Raw genomic sequence first — 16,329 nt, 5'->3', positions numbered from 1 at the left:
TCAAGCGACGCCCGCGGCGACGCCCGCTCGCGCGGCCGCACCCGGGTGGTCGGCGGGCAGGGTCGACGCGTCCTGGCCGAGCAGGCGCTCGCGCAGGGTGGTCGCCGAGTAGCCCGTCGGGGCGACGCCGCGCTCGCGCAGGATGGGCAGGACGAGCTCGACGAAGTCGCGCGTCGAGCCCGGCTGCACCTGCGGGGTGAGCAGGAAGCCGTCGAGGTCGGCGCCTTCCGCCAGGGCGCAGAGGTGGTCGGCGACCTCCTCCGCGCTCCCCACGAACGGGATGACGCCCACGCCGTGCGCGTGCCAGTCCTTCAGCACGTCCCCGACGGTCTGGCCCGCGAAGCGCGCGATCTGCGTCTGCGAGAGCTCGGTGCTCAGGTCGGTCATCGGGGTCTCCGGCGCGTACGACGAGAGGTCGAGGCCGGTGAACCAGGCGTAGGAGGCGACGGCGACGTCCGGGCTCTGGGAGGCGAGGATGGCGTCGTACTTCGCCTGCGCCTCCTCGTGCGTCGGGGCGACCACGCAGGCGAACGCCGACATCAGCTTCACCGCGTCGGCGCGCCGGCCGGCGGCCACCGCCTCGGCGCGGATCGAGCGGACGTGCTCCGCCAGCTTCTCGACGCTGCCGCCGCCGAGGAAGATCGCCTCGCCGTGCTTGCCGCCGAACGCCTTGCCCGCGGGCGAGCTGCCGGCCTGGAACAGCACGGGCGTCCCCTGCGGCGAGTACGACGTGTTGCCGTAGCCGCGCGAGCGGAAGTACGGGCCGTCGTGCTCGATGCGGTGCACCTTGTCGGGGTCGGCGTAGCGGCCGAGCTTGTCGCGCTCGAGCGCGTCCGGCTCCCACGCGCCCTCGAACAGCTTGTAGACGAGCTCCATGAAGTCGTCCGCCATCCGGTACCGCTCGTCGTGCGCGACCATCGGCACGCCGAACGCCTCGACGGCGGTCTCTGCGGTGCCGGTCGTCACGACGTTCCAGCCGATGCGGCCTCCCGACAGGTGGTCGAGGGTCGCCATGCGGCGGGCGAACGCGTACGGCTGCTCCAGGAGCGTGGAGCCGGTGATCACCAGGCCCAGCTGCTCCGTGGTCGGGATGAGCGCGGCGGCGACGATCGCCGGGTCGAGGCGCGGGAGATCCAGGCCCTCGACCGAGCAGATGTCCGGCCGTTCGCCGTTCACGTCGGCCCAGCCCCAGGCGTCGGCGAGGAAGAGGAAGTCGAAGTGCGCGTCCTCGCAGATCCTCGCGATCTCCTGCCAGTAGGCCAGGGTGTCGAAGAGGTGCCTCTTGTTCTCGGGGTAACGCCAGGTGGCGGTGCCGGAGTCGTTGGCCTGGGCGTTCTCGAACAGCCCGAAGCGCAGTTGTCTCATGATCCTCAGCTTCCTGATTCGGTGGATGTGGTGTGTGGAGGCCGGGTCAGCGCGCGACGATCTCGCCGTCGCTCCACCACAGCACCCGCTTGCGCACGATCGCGAGGGCGGCGACGAGCACGACGCCCATCACGCACAGCAGCGCGATGCTGGCCCAGGTGACCGGCAGGTTGGCCTGCGCGGCGGAGACGGTGACGAGCGAGCCGAGCCCGGCCTGCTGGCCGGCGGCGACGAACTCCGCGACCGCGGCGCCGACGATGGCGAGCGGCAGGGCGATGCGCAGCCCGGCGAAGAAGTACGGCATGCTGCCCGGCAGGCGCAGGTGGCGGAAGATCTCCCACCGGCTGGCGTGCAGCGTCGTCATCACGTCGAGCGCGCGTCCGTCCACGTCCCGGAGCCCGGCGAGGGAGTTCACGAGCATGGGGAAGAACACGACGAGGCCGGTCACGATGTACTTCGGCATCATCCCGAAGCCGAACGCGACCACGAGGGCGGGTGCGATGGCGACGATCGGTGTGACCATCACCACGACGACCAGCGGCATGACCGCCCGCTCGACGATCTGGAACTCGGCCATCACGACGGCGAGCAGGAAGCCGCCGAGGATGCCGGCGGCGGCGCCGATCACGACCTCCTGCGCGGTGACGAGCAGGTTGGAGGCGTACATCCCGGCGTCGCCCACCAGGCTGGCGCCGATGGCGTCGAGCGTGGGGATGACGTACGGGTTGGTGATCGCGACCAGCTGCCACAGCACGCCGGCGACGGCGAACGCGATCAGCGGCGGGAGCCAGGTCGTGACCCGGAGGCGCTTGACGAGGCCCGGCCCGGTTCCCGGGGCGGGGGCTGCGGCGGCGGCGATGCGCGCCGTCGCCATGGTCTGGGTCTCAGACATGGGTCTCCTCCATCACGCTGTGCAGGGTGTCGCGCACGTGGCCCTCGAGGTCGCGGAACGCGTCCGTCGCGTACGCCTCGACCGAGCGGGGGCGCGGCAGGTCGACGTCGATGACCTCGGCGATGCGGCCCGGGTGGGCGGCCATCACCACGATGCGGTCGGAGAGCATGATCGCCTCCGGGACCGAGTGGGTGACGAACAGCACCGATTTGCGGTTCGACTGCCAGAACTCGAGCAGGCCGAGGCGCTGCTGGTCGCGGTTCATCTCGTCGAGGGCCGAGAACGGCTCGTCCATCAGCAGCACACCGGGGTCGAAGACGAAGGCGCGGGCGATGGCGGCGCGCTGCTGCATGCCGCCGGACAGCTGGGACGGGTACTTGTTCAGCGCCTGACCCAGCCCGAACGAGCTGAGCAGTTCGGCCGGGTCGCGCAGCGAGCGGCCCGCGTTGGCCTTCGCGTTGACCCGCATCGGGAGGCGCACGTTCTCCAGCACCGTCTTCCACGGCAGCAGGGCGGGCGACTGCGGGACGAGGCCGATCAGCTTGTCGCGGGTCGCCGTCCTGACGCTCTCTCCGTCGATGGTCACCGAGCCCGAGTCCGCGGGGATGAGGCCGGCCACGACCTTGAGGAGCGTCGACTTGCCGCATCCACTCGGGCCGATGACCGAGACGAACTCGCCGCGGCCGATCGTCAGGCTGACGTCGTCGAGGACCGTCGTCCGGCGCCCGTCTGGCCCGAAGGCCTTCGTGACGCCCGCGATGTCGACGCCGCCGGTCATTTGCCCGGCCAGACGAGTGCGCCGTCCTTGTACAGTCCCGCGACGAGGTCGGGGTCCATCATCGTGCCGATCGCCGGGAGCTCCTTGACGTCGCCGTACTTCTTGACGAGCGCGTACTCGGGCTTCCACTCCGCCTCGGTCTGCACGCCGGGTGCGCCGGCCGTGGACTCCTCGACCCACTTCGACTCCACGGCCCAGGTGCGGGCCTGCTGGTCGGCGGGGAACGCGGAGCCCTGGTTGTTGTCGGCGGCGAGCTTGGAGATCATCTCGACGCATTCGTCCTTCTGGGCGAGGCAGTACTCGACGGCCTTGAGGTCGGCGCGCATGAAGTCGGCGACGACCTCGCGGTTCTTCTTGAGGAAGCCGGTGTTCGCCTCCATCACGTTGTAGGTGCCCTTGACGCCGTAGTCCTCGGGGAGGAATTCGGTGAACGGCAGCCCCGCCGCGCGCAGCTTCTCGGGCTGGTTGGAGGCGTAGCCGACGATCGCGTCGACCTGCCCGCGGGTCACGACGGTCGGGTCGTAGTTGGTCATCTTGACCAGCTCCACCTTCGACACGTCCACTCCGGCGTCGTCCAGCATCGCGGACGCGATCGGGGTGAGGTTGATGAAGTAGCCGAGCTTCTTGCCCTCGAGATCCTTGAGGGACTTCACGCTCTCGTTCGCGAAGATCGAGAACGGCGAGGTGGTGCCGTAGGTGGCGACCGCGGTGAGGTTCTTGCTGTTGGCGGCGGCGAGCATGACGTCGGAGGCCGAGCCCAGCGCGGTGAACTGCGCCTGCCCGCTCGCGACGAGCTGCTGTCCGTTCGCCCCGGAGGCGTTGATCTCGACGTCGAGGCAGAGGGCCTTGAAGTAGCCGAGCTCTTTGGCGAGGAACACATCCATCTGCCCGGCGCTGGCCGAGTAGCCGTAGCCGGAGATGTAGGTGATCGGGCCGGCCGCACGGTTGCGGTCGCACGAGGCCTTGTCGATGAGCACGCCGGCGTCGTCGGTGGACGCGGGACTGCCCGCGTTCGCGGCACAGCCGGAGAGGGCGAGGAGCACGGCGGCGAGGCCGGCGACACCGACGGCGAGACGCCGCGTGCTCGAGTGAAGGTGTGTGGTCACGGGAACGGGATTCCTTCCTTGCCGGGTCCGTCGTTGGATGGCTAGGTCAAAGTAGCATAGTCAAGATTGACTGAACAAGCTTGTCGAGGAATCGTTACAAAGGGGTGGATGGCCGGTTTTCCGGGGCCCGGGAATCGGCGCGGAGTGCCTATCATGCAGAAAGCCCCGCCCCTGCTGTTTCGGTCAGCAGGGGCGGGGCGTTCAGGCGACGAGCGTCACGGCTTGATCGACGAGATGTAGTTCTGCACGATGTCGATCTCGACCGGCAGCATGGCGTCGTTCGAGTTGTTCTTCTTATAGCGCTGCAGCAGGGTCACGTGCGCCGAGTGCCGATGCCGACCTTCTTGTTGGTGACGAGCGAGCACAGGTAGATGGTGCCGTCCGTGCTGGGAACGATGCTGTAGGACATGTCTTCTTCCTGTTCTCCCGGGGGAACCGGGTCGGTGTCGTTCTTGTGGTCCTGGATGAACTGCCAGGGGTCGATCTTGTTGCCGAGGCCCGCGTAGGCCGACGGCGAGTCGCTCACGGTGATGTGCAGGTGGGCGCCCTGGCTGTTCGTGCCGGTGTTGCCCACGTACCCGATCACCTGACCGATCGTGACGGCCTGACCGACCGCCACGGGCGCTTCGGCGTTGAGGTGGAGGTAGGCGTAGTAGTGGCCGTCGGGCAGATTCACCGTGACGGTGTTGCCGTTGCCCGCGTGCCACTGCTTGTTCACCACCACACCGGTGCCGATCGCCATCGCGGCGGTGCCGGCCGGCACGCCGTTCCAGTCGCTGCCCGTGTGGGGATACTGCCGACCCCCGTAGTTGCCGAACGGATCAGCCGCGTCGTAGCGCCCGGGTGGGGCCAGCGGTTCCATCAGTCTCATGGCTCTCCTTTCTGTTGCTCCTTCCGCCTGAGGTTTCAGGCGGTCCTCGGACGGGTGTCCGAAGTCTGTGTGCGGCCGCCGATCACTCGGCCGGGGGCCGCGGGGGCGTCGTCGCGTCCGCCCTCGGCGCCGACCCGAGCCCGAGCCCCGTCAGCCACGCATCCACGGCGGGGATCGCCATGATGCGGGCGAGCACGCCCTGGATGGCGACCGCGGTACGGGCGGTGGCGACGAGCCACTCGGCGGGCCACTGGTCCGCGACGACGCCGATGATGGCGACGATGGTCGGGACGCCGGCGATGACCGCCTGGACGACCGTGCGGATGACGCGCTGGTGCGGGGATCCGATGGCGGCGTGCCGGTTCATCCGAGGCCGCATTCGTGCTCGTCCCAGTCGTCGGGGTCGACGTCGGTCTCGCAGTCGAAGCAGTGCAGCGGCGTCGAGTCGGCGAGGGCGTCGGGGCGGCCCTGCTCCAGCTCCTCGTCGTCCAGGAGGCGCAGCAGCTCGCGGATCGCGTCGAGCAGGTCGGGCGGTGGATGCCCGGTCGGGGAGGTCATTGCAGTCCTTCTTTCACGTTCGGTGGGCGCGACGAACAGCGCCTCGGAGAGGCGGAGTTCGACGCAGGAGGTGGTACTCAGGCGGTCGCGGTGTGGACCGGGTAGGAGATCGCCTCGACGGGCACGCCCAATCCGTGGGCGAGCCGGCGGAGCACGGGCGGGGACGGCTGCCGGGCGCCGTTCTCGAGCCGCGAGAGGAAGCTCGGGTCGATGCCGGCGCGGGCCGCGAGGTCGCGGGCGGTGATGCCGAGGGCCTGCCGCAGGATGCGGAGCGCGGTCCCGTTGAGCCGTCTCGCCGTGTTCATGGCTTCAGTTTATGCAACTATTGCGTAATTCAGCAAATTTGTCATCGAAATAGTTTCCGGTTTCGCGTGTTTCTGTCGTGAATTGCTTGCGTAAATTGCCGACCGTTGCCAGAATGGCGTTATGGTCATCACCTGGAACGAGCTCCGCGACGCCCGTGAACGCCTCCACCTGACGCAGGAGGAGCTGGCGTCGCAGCTCGGCGTCTCGACCCGGACGGTGACGAACTGGGAAGCGAACGGGGTGGCGAGGAAGGCCGAGTACAAGGTCGAGCGCTTCTTCGGCGATGCGCTCACGCGCGACCGCGCTGCAGTCGATCCCGCGACGACCGACCGCGCTGCCGTCGATCCCGACTCCCCGCCGACGGTGGACCTCAGCTCCGTTCCCGACCTGGCGCTGCTCGAGGAGCTGACGCGCAGAGCGCTCGACCGGGCGCGATACGGTGCTCCCCGGCTCGAGGGCGCCGTTGTCGGTCCCCCTCGCAATACTGATGACCACGTCTACGAGGACTTCGAGGTCTCGTACGAGCTCCCCACGAAGAAGGGTGTGGCGCTCGCGGCGAAGCGAGGAACGCGGAAAGCGGATCAGCCGCACGCGGAGTGACATGACGGGGGCGGACATGCGGTTCTTGATGGGGGTAGCGGCGAGCATGGGGCTGCGCGTGCACGGCGCCTACCTGCCGAGCGGCGAGTTCGGCTACTACTCCCCCGACGAGGACCGGATCTACTTCGACCTGACGCTCACCCCGTTCGAACGACGGTGCACGGTCGCGCACGAGCTCGGCCACGCGTACTACGGCCACCGCAGCGACAGCGAGCAGAACGAGCGCATCGCCGACAGCTACGCGGCCGAACTTCTGATCGACCCGGTCGAGTACGCCGCTGCGGAGCAGATCAGCGACGACATCGAGTTCCTGGCCGACGAGCTCTGCGTCGTGCCGACGCTGATCGAGCACTACCGCCTCCACTGCCTGCAGCGGCTCGGCCAGCGCACGTACAGCACGCGCCCCCAGGGCCGGTTCAGCAACGCGCTCGCCCGCCGGATCTCCTGAGCACCGAACGAGTGGTCAGACGACGGCGCCCTCGCGGTACGAGCGCGCCCCGTCGCGAGGGCGCATTCATACCACGAGGGCGCAGTCGCCCCTCGGGTGCTACTCGGAAGCGGCGGCGGCGGCCACCACGGCCTCCGGCTCGACCGCACGGGGCTTGCCCGGGATGAGCAGCGTCGCGATCACCCCGACGACGAGGAACCCGGCCGCGAGGTACGAACCGATCGCGATCGCCTGCGTCATCGCCTCCCGCGCCGCGTCGGCCGCGAACACCGTCTGCGGGTTGGACGCGAGGGGCTCGATCACCGCTCCCGCACTGTCCGTGACCGCGTTGCTGAGCTTCGTCGCCTCCGCACCGGTGAGTCCCGCGTCCGTGAGCTTGCCGTGCAGGATGCCGCCCAGCGACGAGAAGAACACCGTCGTCAGCGCCGCGATGCCGAGCGCGGACCCCAGCTGACGGAACGTGCTCTGGATGCCGGAGCTCTGGCCGCCCTCCCCCTCGGGCACGTCGGCGAGCACCACGTTGGTGACCTGCGACGTGGCGAAACCGACGCCGATGCCGTAGAAGAACAGCACGAGCGCGATGAACCACCAGTTCGCGTCGGTGTACGCCGCGACGACACCCAGCCCGGCCAGGCCGACGACCTCCAGGATCAGGCCGATGCGCACGAGGGCCAGGGGCGAGACGCGCTCGGAGAGCGGGAAGCTGATCCCGCTCGCGACGAAGCTGCCGATCGCGATGGGCACGAGCGTCGCGCCCGCCTCGAGCGGCGAGTAATCGAGCGTGAACTGGAGCCAGAGCGGCAGCACGGCGATGATCCCGAACTCCCCGAGCCCGATGATCATGGTCGCGACGTTGCCGTTGCGGAACGACGCGATCGAGAAGAGCTTCACATCCATCAGCGGCGGGCGCGCGCTGGAGGCCCGGCTCAGCAGGATCTGACGCCATACGAAGACCGCGAGCAGCAGGACCGACAGCACGAGCGCGACGAACGCCGGCGAGAGTCCCTCATCCCAGGTGCCGCCGAACAGCGTGAACACCTTCTCGCTCGTCACCCAGCCGTAGACGCGTCCCTCGACGAGGCCGAACGCCAGCAGCCCGAGGCCCAGCACGGAAAGGATGGCGCTGAGCGCATCGATCCCGCCGCGCGACCGCGGCGGTTGGGTCAGGAACACGGCCGCGATGACGAGGATGACGACCGTGAGCGGGATATTGATCCCGAACGCCCACCGCCACGACGCGTGCTCGGAGAGCCAGCCGCCGAGCACCGGCCCGAGTGCGGTGGCCGCGCCGATCGTCGAACCCCAGACCGCGAACGCCTGACCACGCGCCGGCCCCGTGAACATGTGGTTCAGCAGCGCCAGCGAGGTCGGCAGGATGGCCGCCGCCCCGATGCCCTGCAGGAAGCGGGCCAGGATGAGGATCTCGCCGTTCGGCGCCAGCCCCGCGAGCAGGCTGGTCAGCCCGAAGAGGACGACGCTCCCGATGAACACCGTCCGGGCGCCGCGCAGGTCGGCGATGCGCCCGGAGACCAGGAGCAGCGCGGCGAAGACGATCGCGTACGACTCCTGGATCCACTGCGCCTGACTCGAGTCGATCTTCAGGTCATCGATCACCGACGGCGTGATCACGTTCACGATCGTCGTGTCCACCACGATCAGGGCCACGCCGAGCGCGACCGCGATCAGCCCGATCCAGCGCCGCGCGCCTGCGGATACCGCCATCTTGTCCTCCTTGTTGTTTCACCAGCGAGTTACTTTACCATGGAACAACTTCATGCTTTGATAACCTGATCTCCGGCAGCAGCCGGTGACGGGAGGGCCTCGCGATGACGGACGCGGAGACGCAGGGCGCGCACGACACGCTCGACGACCAGCGCGAGCGCCTCAACGAAGCGCTGCGCGCGTACGGCGCCAGCTACTCCGAGCTGGCACGCGAATTCGCCGCGAGCGAGGGCCTCCACTCGACCGACGCCGTCGCCCTCATCGAGATCCTGGCCGCCGAGGAGCGCGGCACGCCGCTCACCCCCGCCCGGCTCAGCGACCGCATCGGCCTCACCGCCGGCGCGACCTCCACCCTCCTGAACCGGCTCGAGGCCGCGGGCCACGTGGTGCGCAGCCGCGGGCACGCCGACCGGCGCATGGTCACCCTCCACTCCACCCCGAACGTCCAGACCATCGCGGACGACTTCTTCCACCCCCTCGGCGACCGCATCGCCGCCGTCATGGCGAAGCACCCGCCCGCGCTGCTCGAGCAGTTCGAGACGCTGCTCGGCGAGCTGCGCGGGACGATGGAGGCGTACATCGCCGATGTCCACGACGCGACGCACACCGAGACCACCGAGTCGTGAATCTCTTCGAATCCGAGCAGCGGGTCGTCGACGCGGCCGAGCGCCTCGCAGCGACCCTCGGTGACGACCCGAACCACAGCGTCGCCGCCGCCGCGATGGACACGGCGGGACGCATCCACACGGCCGTCAACGTCTTCCACTTCACGGGCGGCCCCTGCGCGGAACTCGTCGTGCTGGGCGTCGCGGCGGCCGCGGGGGCCGGTCCGCTCCTGACGATCGCCGCGGCCGGCGACGGCGGGCGCGGCCTGATCCCGCCGTGCGGCCGCTGCCGCCAGGTGCTCCTCGACCTGCACCCGGACGTCCTCGTCGCCGTCCCCACCCCGGCGGGGCCGCAGCTGCGCCCGATCCGGAAGCTCCTGCCCGACACCTACGTCTTCCCGGATGCCGACGGCTCCCGGATCGTCCGCTTCCACAAGCGCCACTACGAGACCGTCGCCTCCGGCCGCAAGACGGTCACCGTGCGCCACGACGACCCGATCGCGCTCGGACCGGCGCTCTTCGTCTTCGAGGACGACGACGAGCACCGCACCCTGCGCGGAACCGTGACGACGGTGGAGCGCCGCACGTTCGACACGCTCACCGCCGAGCACGCCAGGCTCGAGGCCGGCGCGACTCTCGCCGAGCTGCGCAGCGGCCTCCTGCAGCACTATCCCGGACTGTCCGGCGACGACGAGGTGGAGGTCGTGGGCTTCGTGCTGGAGGACGGCCGAGAAGCCGCACCCCCTGCCGGATCGTCCGCAACCCCCTGACGCCGCCTCCCCGTACGGCGTACTGTCGCAGCGCAACCGACAGAAGGGGTATCCGCATGGACCACGACAAGGACGCACGACCCGACCCGGACGATCTGCCCGACGGCTCGGGGAACGGCACAGCGACGCCGGACGACGGCGAGGACACCGCGTCGGGTGGTGGAGCCGATGACCGATAAGCCGCGCCCCGACGACCTCCCCCGGCCCAGCGAGGTCGACCCCGACGCCGGAACCGACACCGACGACAAGCCCGTCGAGAACCCGGGCGGCTGACCGAGTGCTGAGCCGGCTCGCCGCCGAGTTCGCGGCGGAGATCAAGAATCACGACTGGTCGGACGCGCCCTATCGCACGGACCAGGCCGGCCACAGCCGTCTGGACGACGACGAGGAGCAGCGGTCCGACCGGGTGCTGTCCGACGAGGAGACCGGGCGGGTGAAGACCAACGTCGCCTGGGTCGTCGGGCAGGTGCTCCTGCACGCCGACCCGAACTTCGACATCCGGGAGTTCGCTCACGCCTGCGACCTGCCGCGCGCCCTGCGCTACGGCCCCAGCGGGCAGCCGAGCGACGCCGTGCTGGAGGGGATCCGGCGCGACGACGACGGCGAGGTCAGCACGCCGTGATCACCTGCGTGGTTCGCTACACGATCGACCCGGCGAAGCTCGGGGCGTTCGAGGAGTTCGCCGCCGCCTGGATCCGGCTGGTGAACCGCCACGGCGGGGAGCACCACGGCTACTTCCTCCCCGGTGAGGGCGCCAGCGACCAGGCGCTGGCGCTCTTCACCTTCCCCTCCCTCGCCGCGTACGAGCAGTACCGGCAGCGGTTCGGCGTCGACCCCGAGTTCATCGCGGCGGACCGCATCCGGGATGATTCGGGATGCGTGGTCCGCTACGACCGCACCTTCATGCGGCCGCTGCTCCCCCGCGACCTGCAGACGCTCGAGGCCGACTGAACCGGGGCGGCCCGGTCGGCGCCGCGCCGCCTACAGGTCCGTCGGCCCGTGCAGCGGCGGCGGGCTCACCCGGAAGAACCGCGTGCGCCACAGCAGGTACGCCAGCCCGATCGCGACCCAGACGCCGCCGACGATCATCGCGCTCGGCTCCAGGCTGAACCACAGCGCGACGTTGATCACGACGCCCAGTCCCGGCAGCACCAGGTAGCCGAGGGCGACGCGCCAGCCGCGCTCCTTCACGAACCGGATGTAGGTGAAGATCACCGCCAGGTTCACGAAGATGAACGCAACGAAGGCACCGAAGTTGATGAGGGAGGCGGCCCGCCCGAGGTCGAGGAACACGGCCGAGCAGGCGAGCGCCGCGATGAGCAGCACGTTCGCCGCGGGCACGCCCGCCCGGTTGAGGGAGCCGAAGAAACGCTTGGGCAGCGCCCCGTCCCTCCCCATCGCGTAGAGCAGGCGGGCGGCGCTCATCTGCTGGGTGATGCCGCAGCCCAGCACGGCCACCATGTACCCGCCGATGAACACGGCCTGGAACGCCGCTCCTCCGATGTACTTCGCGATCTCGGGCGATGCGCCCACGATGTTGCCGACCGTGGAGACGTCGGGGAAGAGCACCTGCATCACGTAGGTGACGCTGACGAAGAACACGCCGGCGACGGCGACGATGATCAGGATGGCGCGCGGGATGTCGCGGCGCGGCTTCTCCGCCTCCTCCGCGAGCGTGCTGACGGCGTCGAACCCGAGGAACGACAGCGCCAGGATGGCGGCGCCGGCGCCGATGGCCGGCACGTCGAGCCCGGGCGAGAAGAACGGGGTCGTCGAAAACGACGCCCCGTTGGCGCCGTCGACGATGTTCTTGATCGTGAGCCCGACGAACGCGACGGCCACGACGACCTGGATGATGACGAGGATGACGTTCACCTTCGCCGCGATCTGCACGCCGATCAGGTTCAGGACGGTGCAGATGACGATGGTCGACAGGATCCACACCCACGACGGCACCGCGGGGAACGCGGCCGACATGTAGATCGCCGACAGCAGGGCGTTGATCATCGGCAGCAGCAGGTAGTCGAGCGTCGCCGCCCAGCCGACGAGGAACCCGAGGTGCGGGTTGATCGCCTCCCGCGTGTACGTGTAGGCCGAGCCCGCCATCGGGAAGACCTTGACCATCCGGGAGTAGCTGAGCGCCGTGATCAGCACGGCGACGAGCACCACGAGGTAGGCGAGCGGCACGTGGCCGTGGGTGACGTCGGCGACGATGCCGAACGTGTCGAAGACCGCTAGTGGCGCCATGTAGGCGAGGCCGAGGAAGACGATGTGCCGGAGCTTCAGGGTGCGGCGGAGGCCGGGGGTGCCCGCGGTGTGCGGTGCTTCCGCGGTCCGGGACGGCGCGATGGCCGGGTCGAGCTGGGACATGGGGGTTTCCTTCGCGACGGTGGGAGGAACGGGGTGGGGTGGCGGCGTGGGGTGGGGCCGTCAGTGGGGCGGTGTGATCGGCGGACGCGGCGCGCTGGGTAGGCTCGCCGCGTTCGGCGGGTCGGCGCTCAGTGCGTCGGCGCGGTCTCGGCGTGCGCCGAGCAGTGCGCGAGCCCGCCGTAGACGTGCGGGGTGGCGGAGGCGGTGGAGGCGTCGTGCACGATCTCACCGCCGACGATGGTCAGTTCGGCCCGCTGGTCGAGCAGGCCGGCCGGGTCGGCCTCGTGGGTGTAGAGGTCGTCCGACCACGCGACGAGGTCGGCCTTCGCCCCGACGCGGACGATGCCGAGCTGGTCCTCGGCGTGCCAGGCCCAGGCTCCCTCGCGGGTGTAGCCGCGGAGGGCGTCGTCGAGCGTCGTGCGCTCGCCGGGCGTCCACGCGTCGCGGCCGTCGAGGCCGGCGCGGGTGAGGGCGGAGTAGAAGCCGACGAGCGGGTCCATCTCCCCCACCTGCCAGTCGCTCGACAGGGCGACGTGGGCGCCGGAGGCCATGAGCGAGCGGATGCGCCAGGCGCGGTCCCAGCGCTGCTCGCCGACGTTCTCCATCCACGTGCCCGCGACGAGGTCGGGCGAGCAGTGCCGCGGCTGCATGGCGGCGGTGATGCCGAGGGCGGCGAAGCGCGGGAGGTCGTCGGGGTGCAGGCACTCGACGTGCACGATGCCGTGGCGCCGGTCGACGGTGCCGTTGGTGCGGGCGGCGTGCTCGATCGCATCCAGCGCCAGGCGGATGCCGCCGTCGCCGGTCGCGTGCGTGTGGGTCTGGAAGCCGAGCCGGTCGAGCTCGGTGACGATGCGGGTGAGCTCGCCCACCGGGGCGCTCGGGTGGCCGCGGTGGCCGGGCTGGTCGGCGTAGTCGTCGAGCATCCACGCGGTGTGCGGCTCGATGACGTCGTCGGCGTAGAGCTTGACCGGTCCGAACCGGAGGCGGTCGTCGTGCGGGGCGGAGTCGACCGCGTCGCGCAGGTCGCGGCGGAAGGCGGCGTCGGCGTCGATCGGGTGGAACAGTGCCGTGATGACGCGGGAGCTGAGGCGCCCCTCCGCCCGGGCGCGGTACAGCAGGTCGATCTCGGCGAGCGGCACCTGCGGCTCGACCACGGTGGTGATGCCGGTGGCCGTCGCGAGCTCGAGGCTGCCGATGAGCTTGCGGTAGCGGCGCTCGGGCGAGTACATCGGGATGTCGCGCTGCAGCCCCGCGAGGCCCGCCGTCGTCATGGCGCTCGTGTAGAAGTCGGTGACCCAGCCGGTGGCGCTGCCGTCGGCACGGCGCTCCGGCCTCCCCCACGGAATGTCGCCGCCGTCGGCGATCCCGAGCACGCGCATCGCCTTCTCGTCGAGCCAGACCGAGTGCTGGTCGTAGGTGGTGACGAAGATCGGGCGGTCGGTGAGGCCGGCGAGGTCGTCCGCGTTCGGGCGGCGGCCGCTGACGATCGAGTAGACGGCGTTCTCGGCGCAGATCCAGTCGAGGTCGGGGCGGCGGTCGGCCAGCTCGCGGATGCGGCGACGCACCTCGTCGAGGGTGTCTGCACCCTCCAGGCTGACCGCGTCCTGGTCGAAGCCGAGGAGCAGGTGGTTGTGGCTGTCGATGATGCCGGGCGTGAGGGAGGCGCCGCCGAGGTCGCGGGACTGGCGTGCGGCGGGGGCGTCGTCCATCGTGCCGACGTAGCTGATGCGCCCATCCGTGATCCCGACGGCCTGCGCCCAGGGCTGGGCGTCGTCGAACGTGCGGACGGACGCGTTGGTGAGGAGCAGGTCGGTCACGGAAATCCCTCTCGGCGATGAACTGGATCATTCTTTGACGCTTGTGTCAAAGAATTCCGTAAGCGTGTCACGCCGATCGGCTAGTGTCAACTGATGGCCAGACCGCGCAAGCAGGACGAACGCCGCGCCGACCTCGTGGAGGCGGCGCTCACCGCCGTCGGCGAGCACGGCCTCCGCTCGCTCTCGCTCGCCGATGTGGCCGAGAAGGCCGGCCTCACCCGCGGCGCGATCCTCTACTACTACGAGGACCTCGACGCCCTGCTCGTCGAGGCCCACCGCGCCGGCCTGGAGCGGTTCTGCGACCACCGGGACGCGGTCGTCGCGGCCATCGCGGAGCCGCAGCTGCAGCTGGCCGCGGCGATCCGGGAGGGCCTGCCGAGCGGGCCGGATGACGCGCTGATGCGGCTGCTGTACGAGTTCGATGTGCTCGCGGGGACGTCGCAGCTGCACGACGAGCTGGTGGAGCGGATGTACCTCCGCCAGTTGGCGACGTATACCGGGATTCTGGAGCGCGGGGTATCGGCGGGCGTGTTCGCGCCACGGCTGGAGATCGCGACGCTCGCGATGAACCTGGTGGCGTTGGAGGATGCGTATGGGCTGCACATCGTGGCCGGCAACAGTTTGATCACGGTGGAGTCGGCGCGGGCCGCGATGGTCGCGGCGGCGGAAGGGCTGGGGGCGCCGACGCGGGTGTGACCCGCCTCCCTCCCGCTCGCGCGGCGTGTCACTGGGGTGGCGGAAGCGCACTTACTGCGCACCCCATCCTCCGGGCGGCCCGATGAGGAGCAGCGCGGAGAAGATGGCGAGGATCCCCACGATGATGACCGCGACCAGGAGGACCGGTCGGCGCAGGAGCCAGCGCAGAGTTCTGCGCTCCCACTTGTGATCCCTCGGCCCGTCGCCCGCCCGGAGGCGCCAGCCCCCGTCGAGTAGTCCTCGCCGCTCCAGCGCCCGATCGAACGGGATGGTCGCGTACGGGACGATCGCGGTCAGCACCGCCGAGACGGTGCGCATCGCTCCCCAGTTCTGGTTGACGCCGACGACTGCAGCCATGAGCGCATAGGCGATGAACACGACCCCGTGGATGGATCCCGCGATCAGGACGGGCAGCGCCCCGAGGTGCGCCACGTACTTCAGGAGCATCCCCGCGATCAGGAGGGTCCAGGTGACCGATTCCGCGGCGGCCAAGGAGCGGTAGACCCGACGAGGCGTCACCCTGGAACCCCTCGTCACCGCTGGGGCTGATACCTCATTGAGGTCGGTGTTCATGTGGACTCTTTCTTGTTCTCGTGTGCGGAGGACGACGGACTCACAGCCCGGAATAGGCGTGCAGTCCCTTGAAGAACACGTTCACCACGCCGAAGTTGAACATGACAGCGGCGAACCCGACGATCGACAGCCAGGCCGACCGCGACCCGCGCCACCCACGAGTGGCACGCGCATGGATGTAACCCGCATAGAGGACCCAGATGACGAAGGTCCAGACCTCCTTGGTGTCCCACCCCCAGTAGGAACCCCACGCCTTCTCGGCCCAGATCGCCCCGGCGATGAGGGTGAAGGTCCAGGCGATGAAGCCCACGATGTTGGTCCGGTAGGCGAGGTTCTCGAGCGCGACCGAGTTGGGCAGCGTCCCGAGGAACCGGAACTGCTGCGACGGTCGCGACTCGGCCAGGTGAGTCTCGCGCCGGTGCTGCAGCAATTGCAGTCCGGACAGTGCGAAGCCGAGGGCGAAGAATGCCGTGCCCAGGACGGCGACGATGATGTGGATGACGAGCCAGTACGACTGCAGCGCGGGCTGGAGCGGGACGACGGGCACGTAATACTGCAGCAGGGCGACCCCTTGAAGCACGAGGACCAGACCGACGATGAACGTACCGAGGTAGGTGATGTTCCACGTGAGGTTCGCGACCAGGAAGACGCCGACGATGACGAGAGTGCCCGTCAGCGAGAACTCCCACATGTTCGCCCACGGGACGCGGGCGGCCGCGATGCCTCGGAGCACGGTCGCCACGAGGTGGAAGGCGAAGCCGGCCATCGTCAGCGCGAACGCCCACCAGATCGACGACGACGCAGGGCGAGCCCGGGCCGACTCGCGCTCGTCTCCCCCGCCTGTGGCGGTGC

General features: G+C 69.8%; 19 protein-coding genes and 1 pseudogene. 7 read left to right on the top strand and 13 right to left on the bottom strand.

Going from position 1 to position 16,329, the window contains the following annotated elements; translation table 11 throughout:
- The 8 genes from BGO91_RS15615 to BGO91_RS15580 all read right to left on the bottom strand — a co-directional run bounded on the left by BGO91_RS15615 (position 1) and on the right by BGO91_RS15580 (position 5,875).
- On the bottom strand, positions 1-1,365 hold the full coding sequence (locus BGO91_RS15615) for an NtaA/DmoA family FMN-dependent monooxygenase (RefSeq protein WP_290473643.1): 1,365 nt from the start codon (positions 1,363-1,365) through the stop codon (positions 1-3).
- A gap of 46 nt (positions 1,366-1,411) precedes the next feature.
- A complete protein-coding gene (locus BGO91_RS15610; protein WP_290473642.1) occupies positions 1,412-2,257 on the bottom strand; it encodes an ABC transporter permease in 846 nt (281 codons plus the stop codon).
- Positions 2,250-3,035, bottom strand: a complete 786-nt coding sequence (locus BGO91_RS15605; protein ID WP_290473641.1) for an ABC transporter ATP-binding protein — start codon at positions 3,033-3,035, stop codon at positions 2,250-2,252. Before BGO91_RS15605 ends, BGO91_RS15610 begins: the two co-directional genes overlap by 8 nt.
- Positions 3,032-4,141, bottom strand: coding sequence for an ABC transporter substrate-binding protein (locus BGO91_RS15600; RefSeq protein ID WP_290473640.1), 1,110 nt, complete (start codon positions 4,139-4,141; stop codon positions 3,032-3,034). Before BGO91_RS15600 ends, BGO91_RS15605 begins: the two co-directional genes overlap by 4 nt.
- A gap of 313 nt (positions 4,142-4,454) precedes the next feature.
- Positions 4,455-5,012: a M23 family metallopeptidase gene (locus BGO91_RS15595; protein ID WP_290473639.1), complete on the bottom strand. Its 558-nt coding sequence runs from the start codon at positions 5,010-5,012 to the stop codon at positions 4,455-4,457.
- Between the two features lie 82 nt (positions 5,013-5,094).
- Positions 5,095-5,379, bottom strand: coding sequence for a hypothetical protein (locus tag BGO91_RS15590; RefSeq protein WP_290473638.1), 285 nt, complete (start codon positions 5,377-5,379; stop codon positions 5,095-5,097).
- The gene (locus tag BGO91_RS15585; protein WP_290473637.1) at positions 5,376-5,570 is read right to left on the bottom strand and encodes a hypothetical protein; all 195 of its coding nucleotides are present in this window, start codon (positions 5,568-5,570) and stop codon (positions 5,376-5,378) included. Before BGO91_RS15585 ends, BGO91_RS15590 begins: the two co-directional genes overlap by 4 nt.
- A 77-nt stretch (positions 5,571-5,647) precedes the next feature.
- Complete coding sequence (locus tag BGO91_RS15580; RefSeq protein WP_290473636.1) at positions 5,648-5,875, bottom strand: helix-turn-helix transcriptional regulator; 228 nt, start codon at positions 5,873-5,875, stop codon at positions 5,648-5,650.
- Between the two features lie 121 nt (positions 5,876-5,996).
- Here BGO91_RS15580 and BGO91_RS15575 point away from each other — a divergent pair, with 121 nt between their 5' ends.
- Positions 5,997-6,476 (top strand): helix-turn-helix transcriptional regulator, encoded by a 480-nt coding sequence (locus BGO91_RS15575; protein WP_290473635.1) that lies wholly within the window; start codon positions 5,997-5,999, stop codon positions 6,474-6,476.
- Positions 6,477-6,492: 16 nt separating this feature from the next.
- Entirely contained in the window at positions 6,493-6,924 is a 432-nt protein-coding gene (locus tag BGO91_RS15570) for an ImmA/IrrE family metallo-endopeptidase (protein WP_290473634.1), read from the top strand.
- Between the two features lie 99 nt (positions 6,925-7,023).
- Here the strand turns inward: BGO91_RS15570 and BGO91_RS15565 are convergent, their stop codons facing one another.
- The gene (locus BGO91_RS15565) at positions 7,024-8,646 is read right to left on the bottom strand and encodes an MFS transporter (RefSeq protein WP_290473633.1); all 1,623 of its coding nucleotides are present in this window, start codon (positions 8,644-8,646) and stop codon (positions 7,024-7,026) included.
- A gap of 104 nt (positions 8,647-8,750) precedes the next feature.
- On the opposite strand from BGO91_RS15565, the gene BGO91_RS15560 reads away from it, so the two are divergent.
- From BGO91_RS15560 to BGO91_RS15545, 4 genes are all read left to right on the top strand, one after another.
- Positions 8,751-9,272, top strand: a complete 522-nt coding sequence (locus tag BGO91_RS15560; RefSeq protein WP_290473632.1) for a helix-turn-helix domain-containing protein — start codon at positions 8,751-8,753, stop codon at positions 9,270-9,272.
- On the top strand, positions 9,269-10,021 hold the full coding sequence (locus BGO91_RS15555; protein ID WP_290473631.1) for an ASCH domain-containing protein: 753 nt from the start codon (positions 9,269-9,271) through the stop codon (positions 10,019-10,021). Before BGO91_RS15560 ends, BGO91_RS15555 begins: the two co-directional genes overlap by 4 nt.
- Before the next feature lie 277 nt (positions 10,022-10,298).
- The gene (locus BGO91_RS15550) at positions 10,299-10,643 is read left to right on the top strand and encodes a hypothetical protein (RefSeq protein WP_290473630.1); all 345 of its coding nucleotides are present in this window, start codon (positions 10,299-10,301) and stop codon (positions 10,641-10,643) included.
- A complete protein-coding gene (locus BGO91_RS15545) occupies positions 10,640-10,972 on the top strand; it encodes an NIPSNAP family protein (RefSeq protein WP_298662062.1) in 333 nt (110 codons plus the stop codon). The genes BGO91_RS15550 and BGO91_RS15545 overlap by 4 nt, the downstream gene beginning before the upstream one ends.
- A gap of 30 nt (positions 10,973-11,002) precedes the next feature.
- Here BGO91_RS15545 and BGO91_RS15540 read toward each other — a convergent pair whose 3' ends face one another.
- Entirely contained in the window at positions 11,003-12,391 is a 1,389-nt protein-coding gene (locus tag BGO91_RS15540; protein ID WP_290473628.1) for an APC family permease, read from the bottom strand.
- A 128-nt stretch (positions 12,392-12,519) separates the two neighbouring features.
- The gene (locus BGO91_RS15535) at positions 12,520-14,208 is read right to left on the bottom strand and encodes an amidohydrolase (protein WP_290473627.1); all 1,689 of its coding nucleotides are present in this window, start codon (positions 14,206-14,208) and stop codon (positions 12,520-12,522) included.
- Between the two features lie 93 nt (positions 14,209-14,301).
- Here BGO91_RS15535 and BGO91_RS15530 point away from each other — a divergent pair, with 93 nt between their 5' ends.
- Entirely contained in the window at positions 14,302-14,904 is a 603-nt protein-coding gene (locus BGO91_RS15530) for a TetR family transcriptional regulator (RefSeq protein ID WP_290473626.1), read from the top strand.
- Positions 14,905-14,955: 51 nt separating this feature from the next.
- On the opposite strand, the gene BGO91_RS15525 is transcribed toward BGO91_RS15530, so the two are convergent.
- Both BGO91_RS15525 and ccsB read right to left on the bottom strand, forming a co-directional pair.
- The gene (locus BGO91_RS15525) at positions 14,956-15,423 is read right to left on the bottom strand and encodes a DUF3817 domain-containing protein (protein WP_290473625.1); all 468 of its coding nucleotides are present in this window, start codon (positions 15,421-15,423) and stop codon (positions 14,956-14,958) included.
- 94 nt (positions 15,424-15,517) lie between these two features.
- Positions 15,518-16,252: pseudogene (gene ccsB, locus BGO91_RS15520) on the bottom strand (c-type cytochrome biogenesis protein CcsB); the annotation flags it as partial.
- Positions 16,253-16,329: the final 77 nt, after the last annotated feature.

The organism is Leifsonia sp. 71-9 (assembly GCF_001898805.1).
Lineage (GTDB): Bacteria > Actinomycetota > Actinomycetes > Actinomycetales > Microbacteriaceae > Leifsonia.
This window is presented reverse-complemented; position numbering and strand designations above follow the sequence as displayed.

Coding starts and splice junctions, on each gene's coding strand:
- BGO91_RS15615 (WP_290473643.1), bottom strand. CDS start 1,365: ATGAGACAACTGCGCTTCGGGCTGTTCGAGAACGCCCAGGCCAACGAC.
- BGO91_RS15610 (WP_290473642.1), bottom strand. CDS start 2,257: ATGTCTGAGACCCAGACCATGGCGACGGCGCGCATCGCCGCCGCCGCA.
- BGO91_RS15605 (WP_290473641.1), bottom strand. CDS start 3,035: ATGACCGGCGGCGTCGACATCGCGGGCGTCACGAAGGCCTTCGGGCCA.
- BGO91_RS15595 (WP_290473639.1), bottom strand. CDS start 5,012: ATGAGACTGATGGAACCGCTGGCCCCACCCGGGCGCTACGACGCGGCT.
- BGO91_RS15590 (WP_290473638.1), bottom strand. CDS start 5,379: ATGAACCGGCACGCCGCCATCGGATCCCCGCACCAGCGCGTCATCCGC.
- BGO91_RS15585 (WP_290473637.1), bottom strand. CDS start 5,570: ATGACCTCCCCGACCGGGCATCCACCGCCCGACCTGCTCGACGCGATC.
- BGO91_RS15580 (WP_290473636.1), bottom strand. CDS start 5,875: ATGAACACGGCGAGACGGCTCAACGGGACCGCGCTCCGCATCCTGCGG.
- BGO91_RS15575 (WP_290473635.1), top strand. CDS start 5,997: ATGGTCATCACCTGGAACGAGCTCCGCGACGCCCGTGAACGCCTCCAC.
- BGO91_RS15570 (WP_290473634.1), top strand. CDS start 6,493: ATGCGGTTCTTGATGGGGGTAGCGGCGAGCATGGGGCTGCGCGTGCAC.
- BGO91_RS15565 (WP_290473633.1), bottom strand. CDS start 8,646: ATGGCGGTATCCGCAGGCGCGCGGCGCTGGATCGGGCTGATCGCGGTC.
- BGO91_RS15560 (WP_290473632.1), top strand. CDS start 8,751: ATGACGGACGCGGAGACGCAGGGCGCGCACGACACGCTCGACGACCAG.
- BGO91_RS15540 (WP_290473628.1), bottom strand. CDS start 12,391: ATGTCCCAGCTCGACCCGGCCATCGCGCCGTCCCGGACCGCGGAAGCA.
- BGO91_RS15530 (WP_290473626.1), top strand. CDS start 14,302: ATGGCCAGACCGCGCAAGCAGGACGAACGCCGCGCCGACCTCGTGGAG.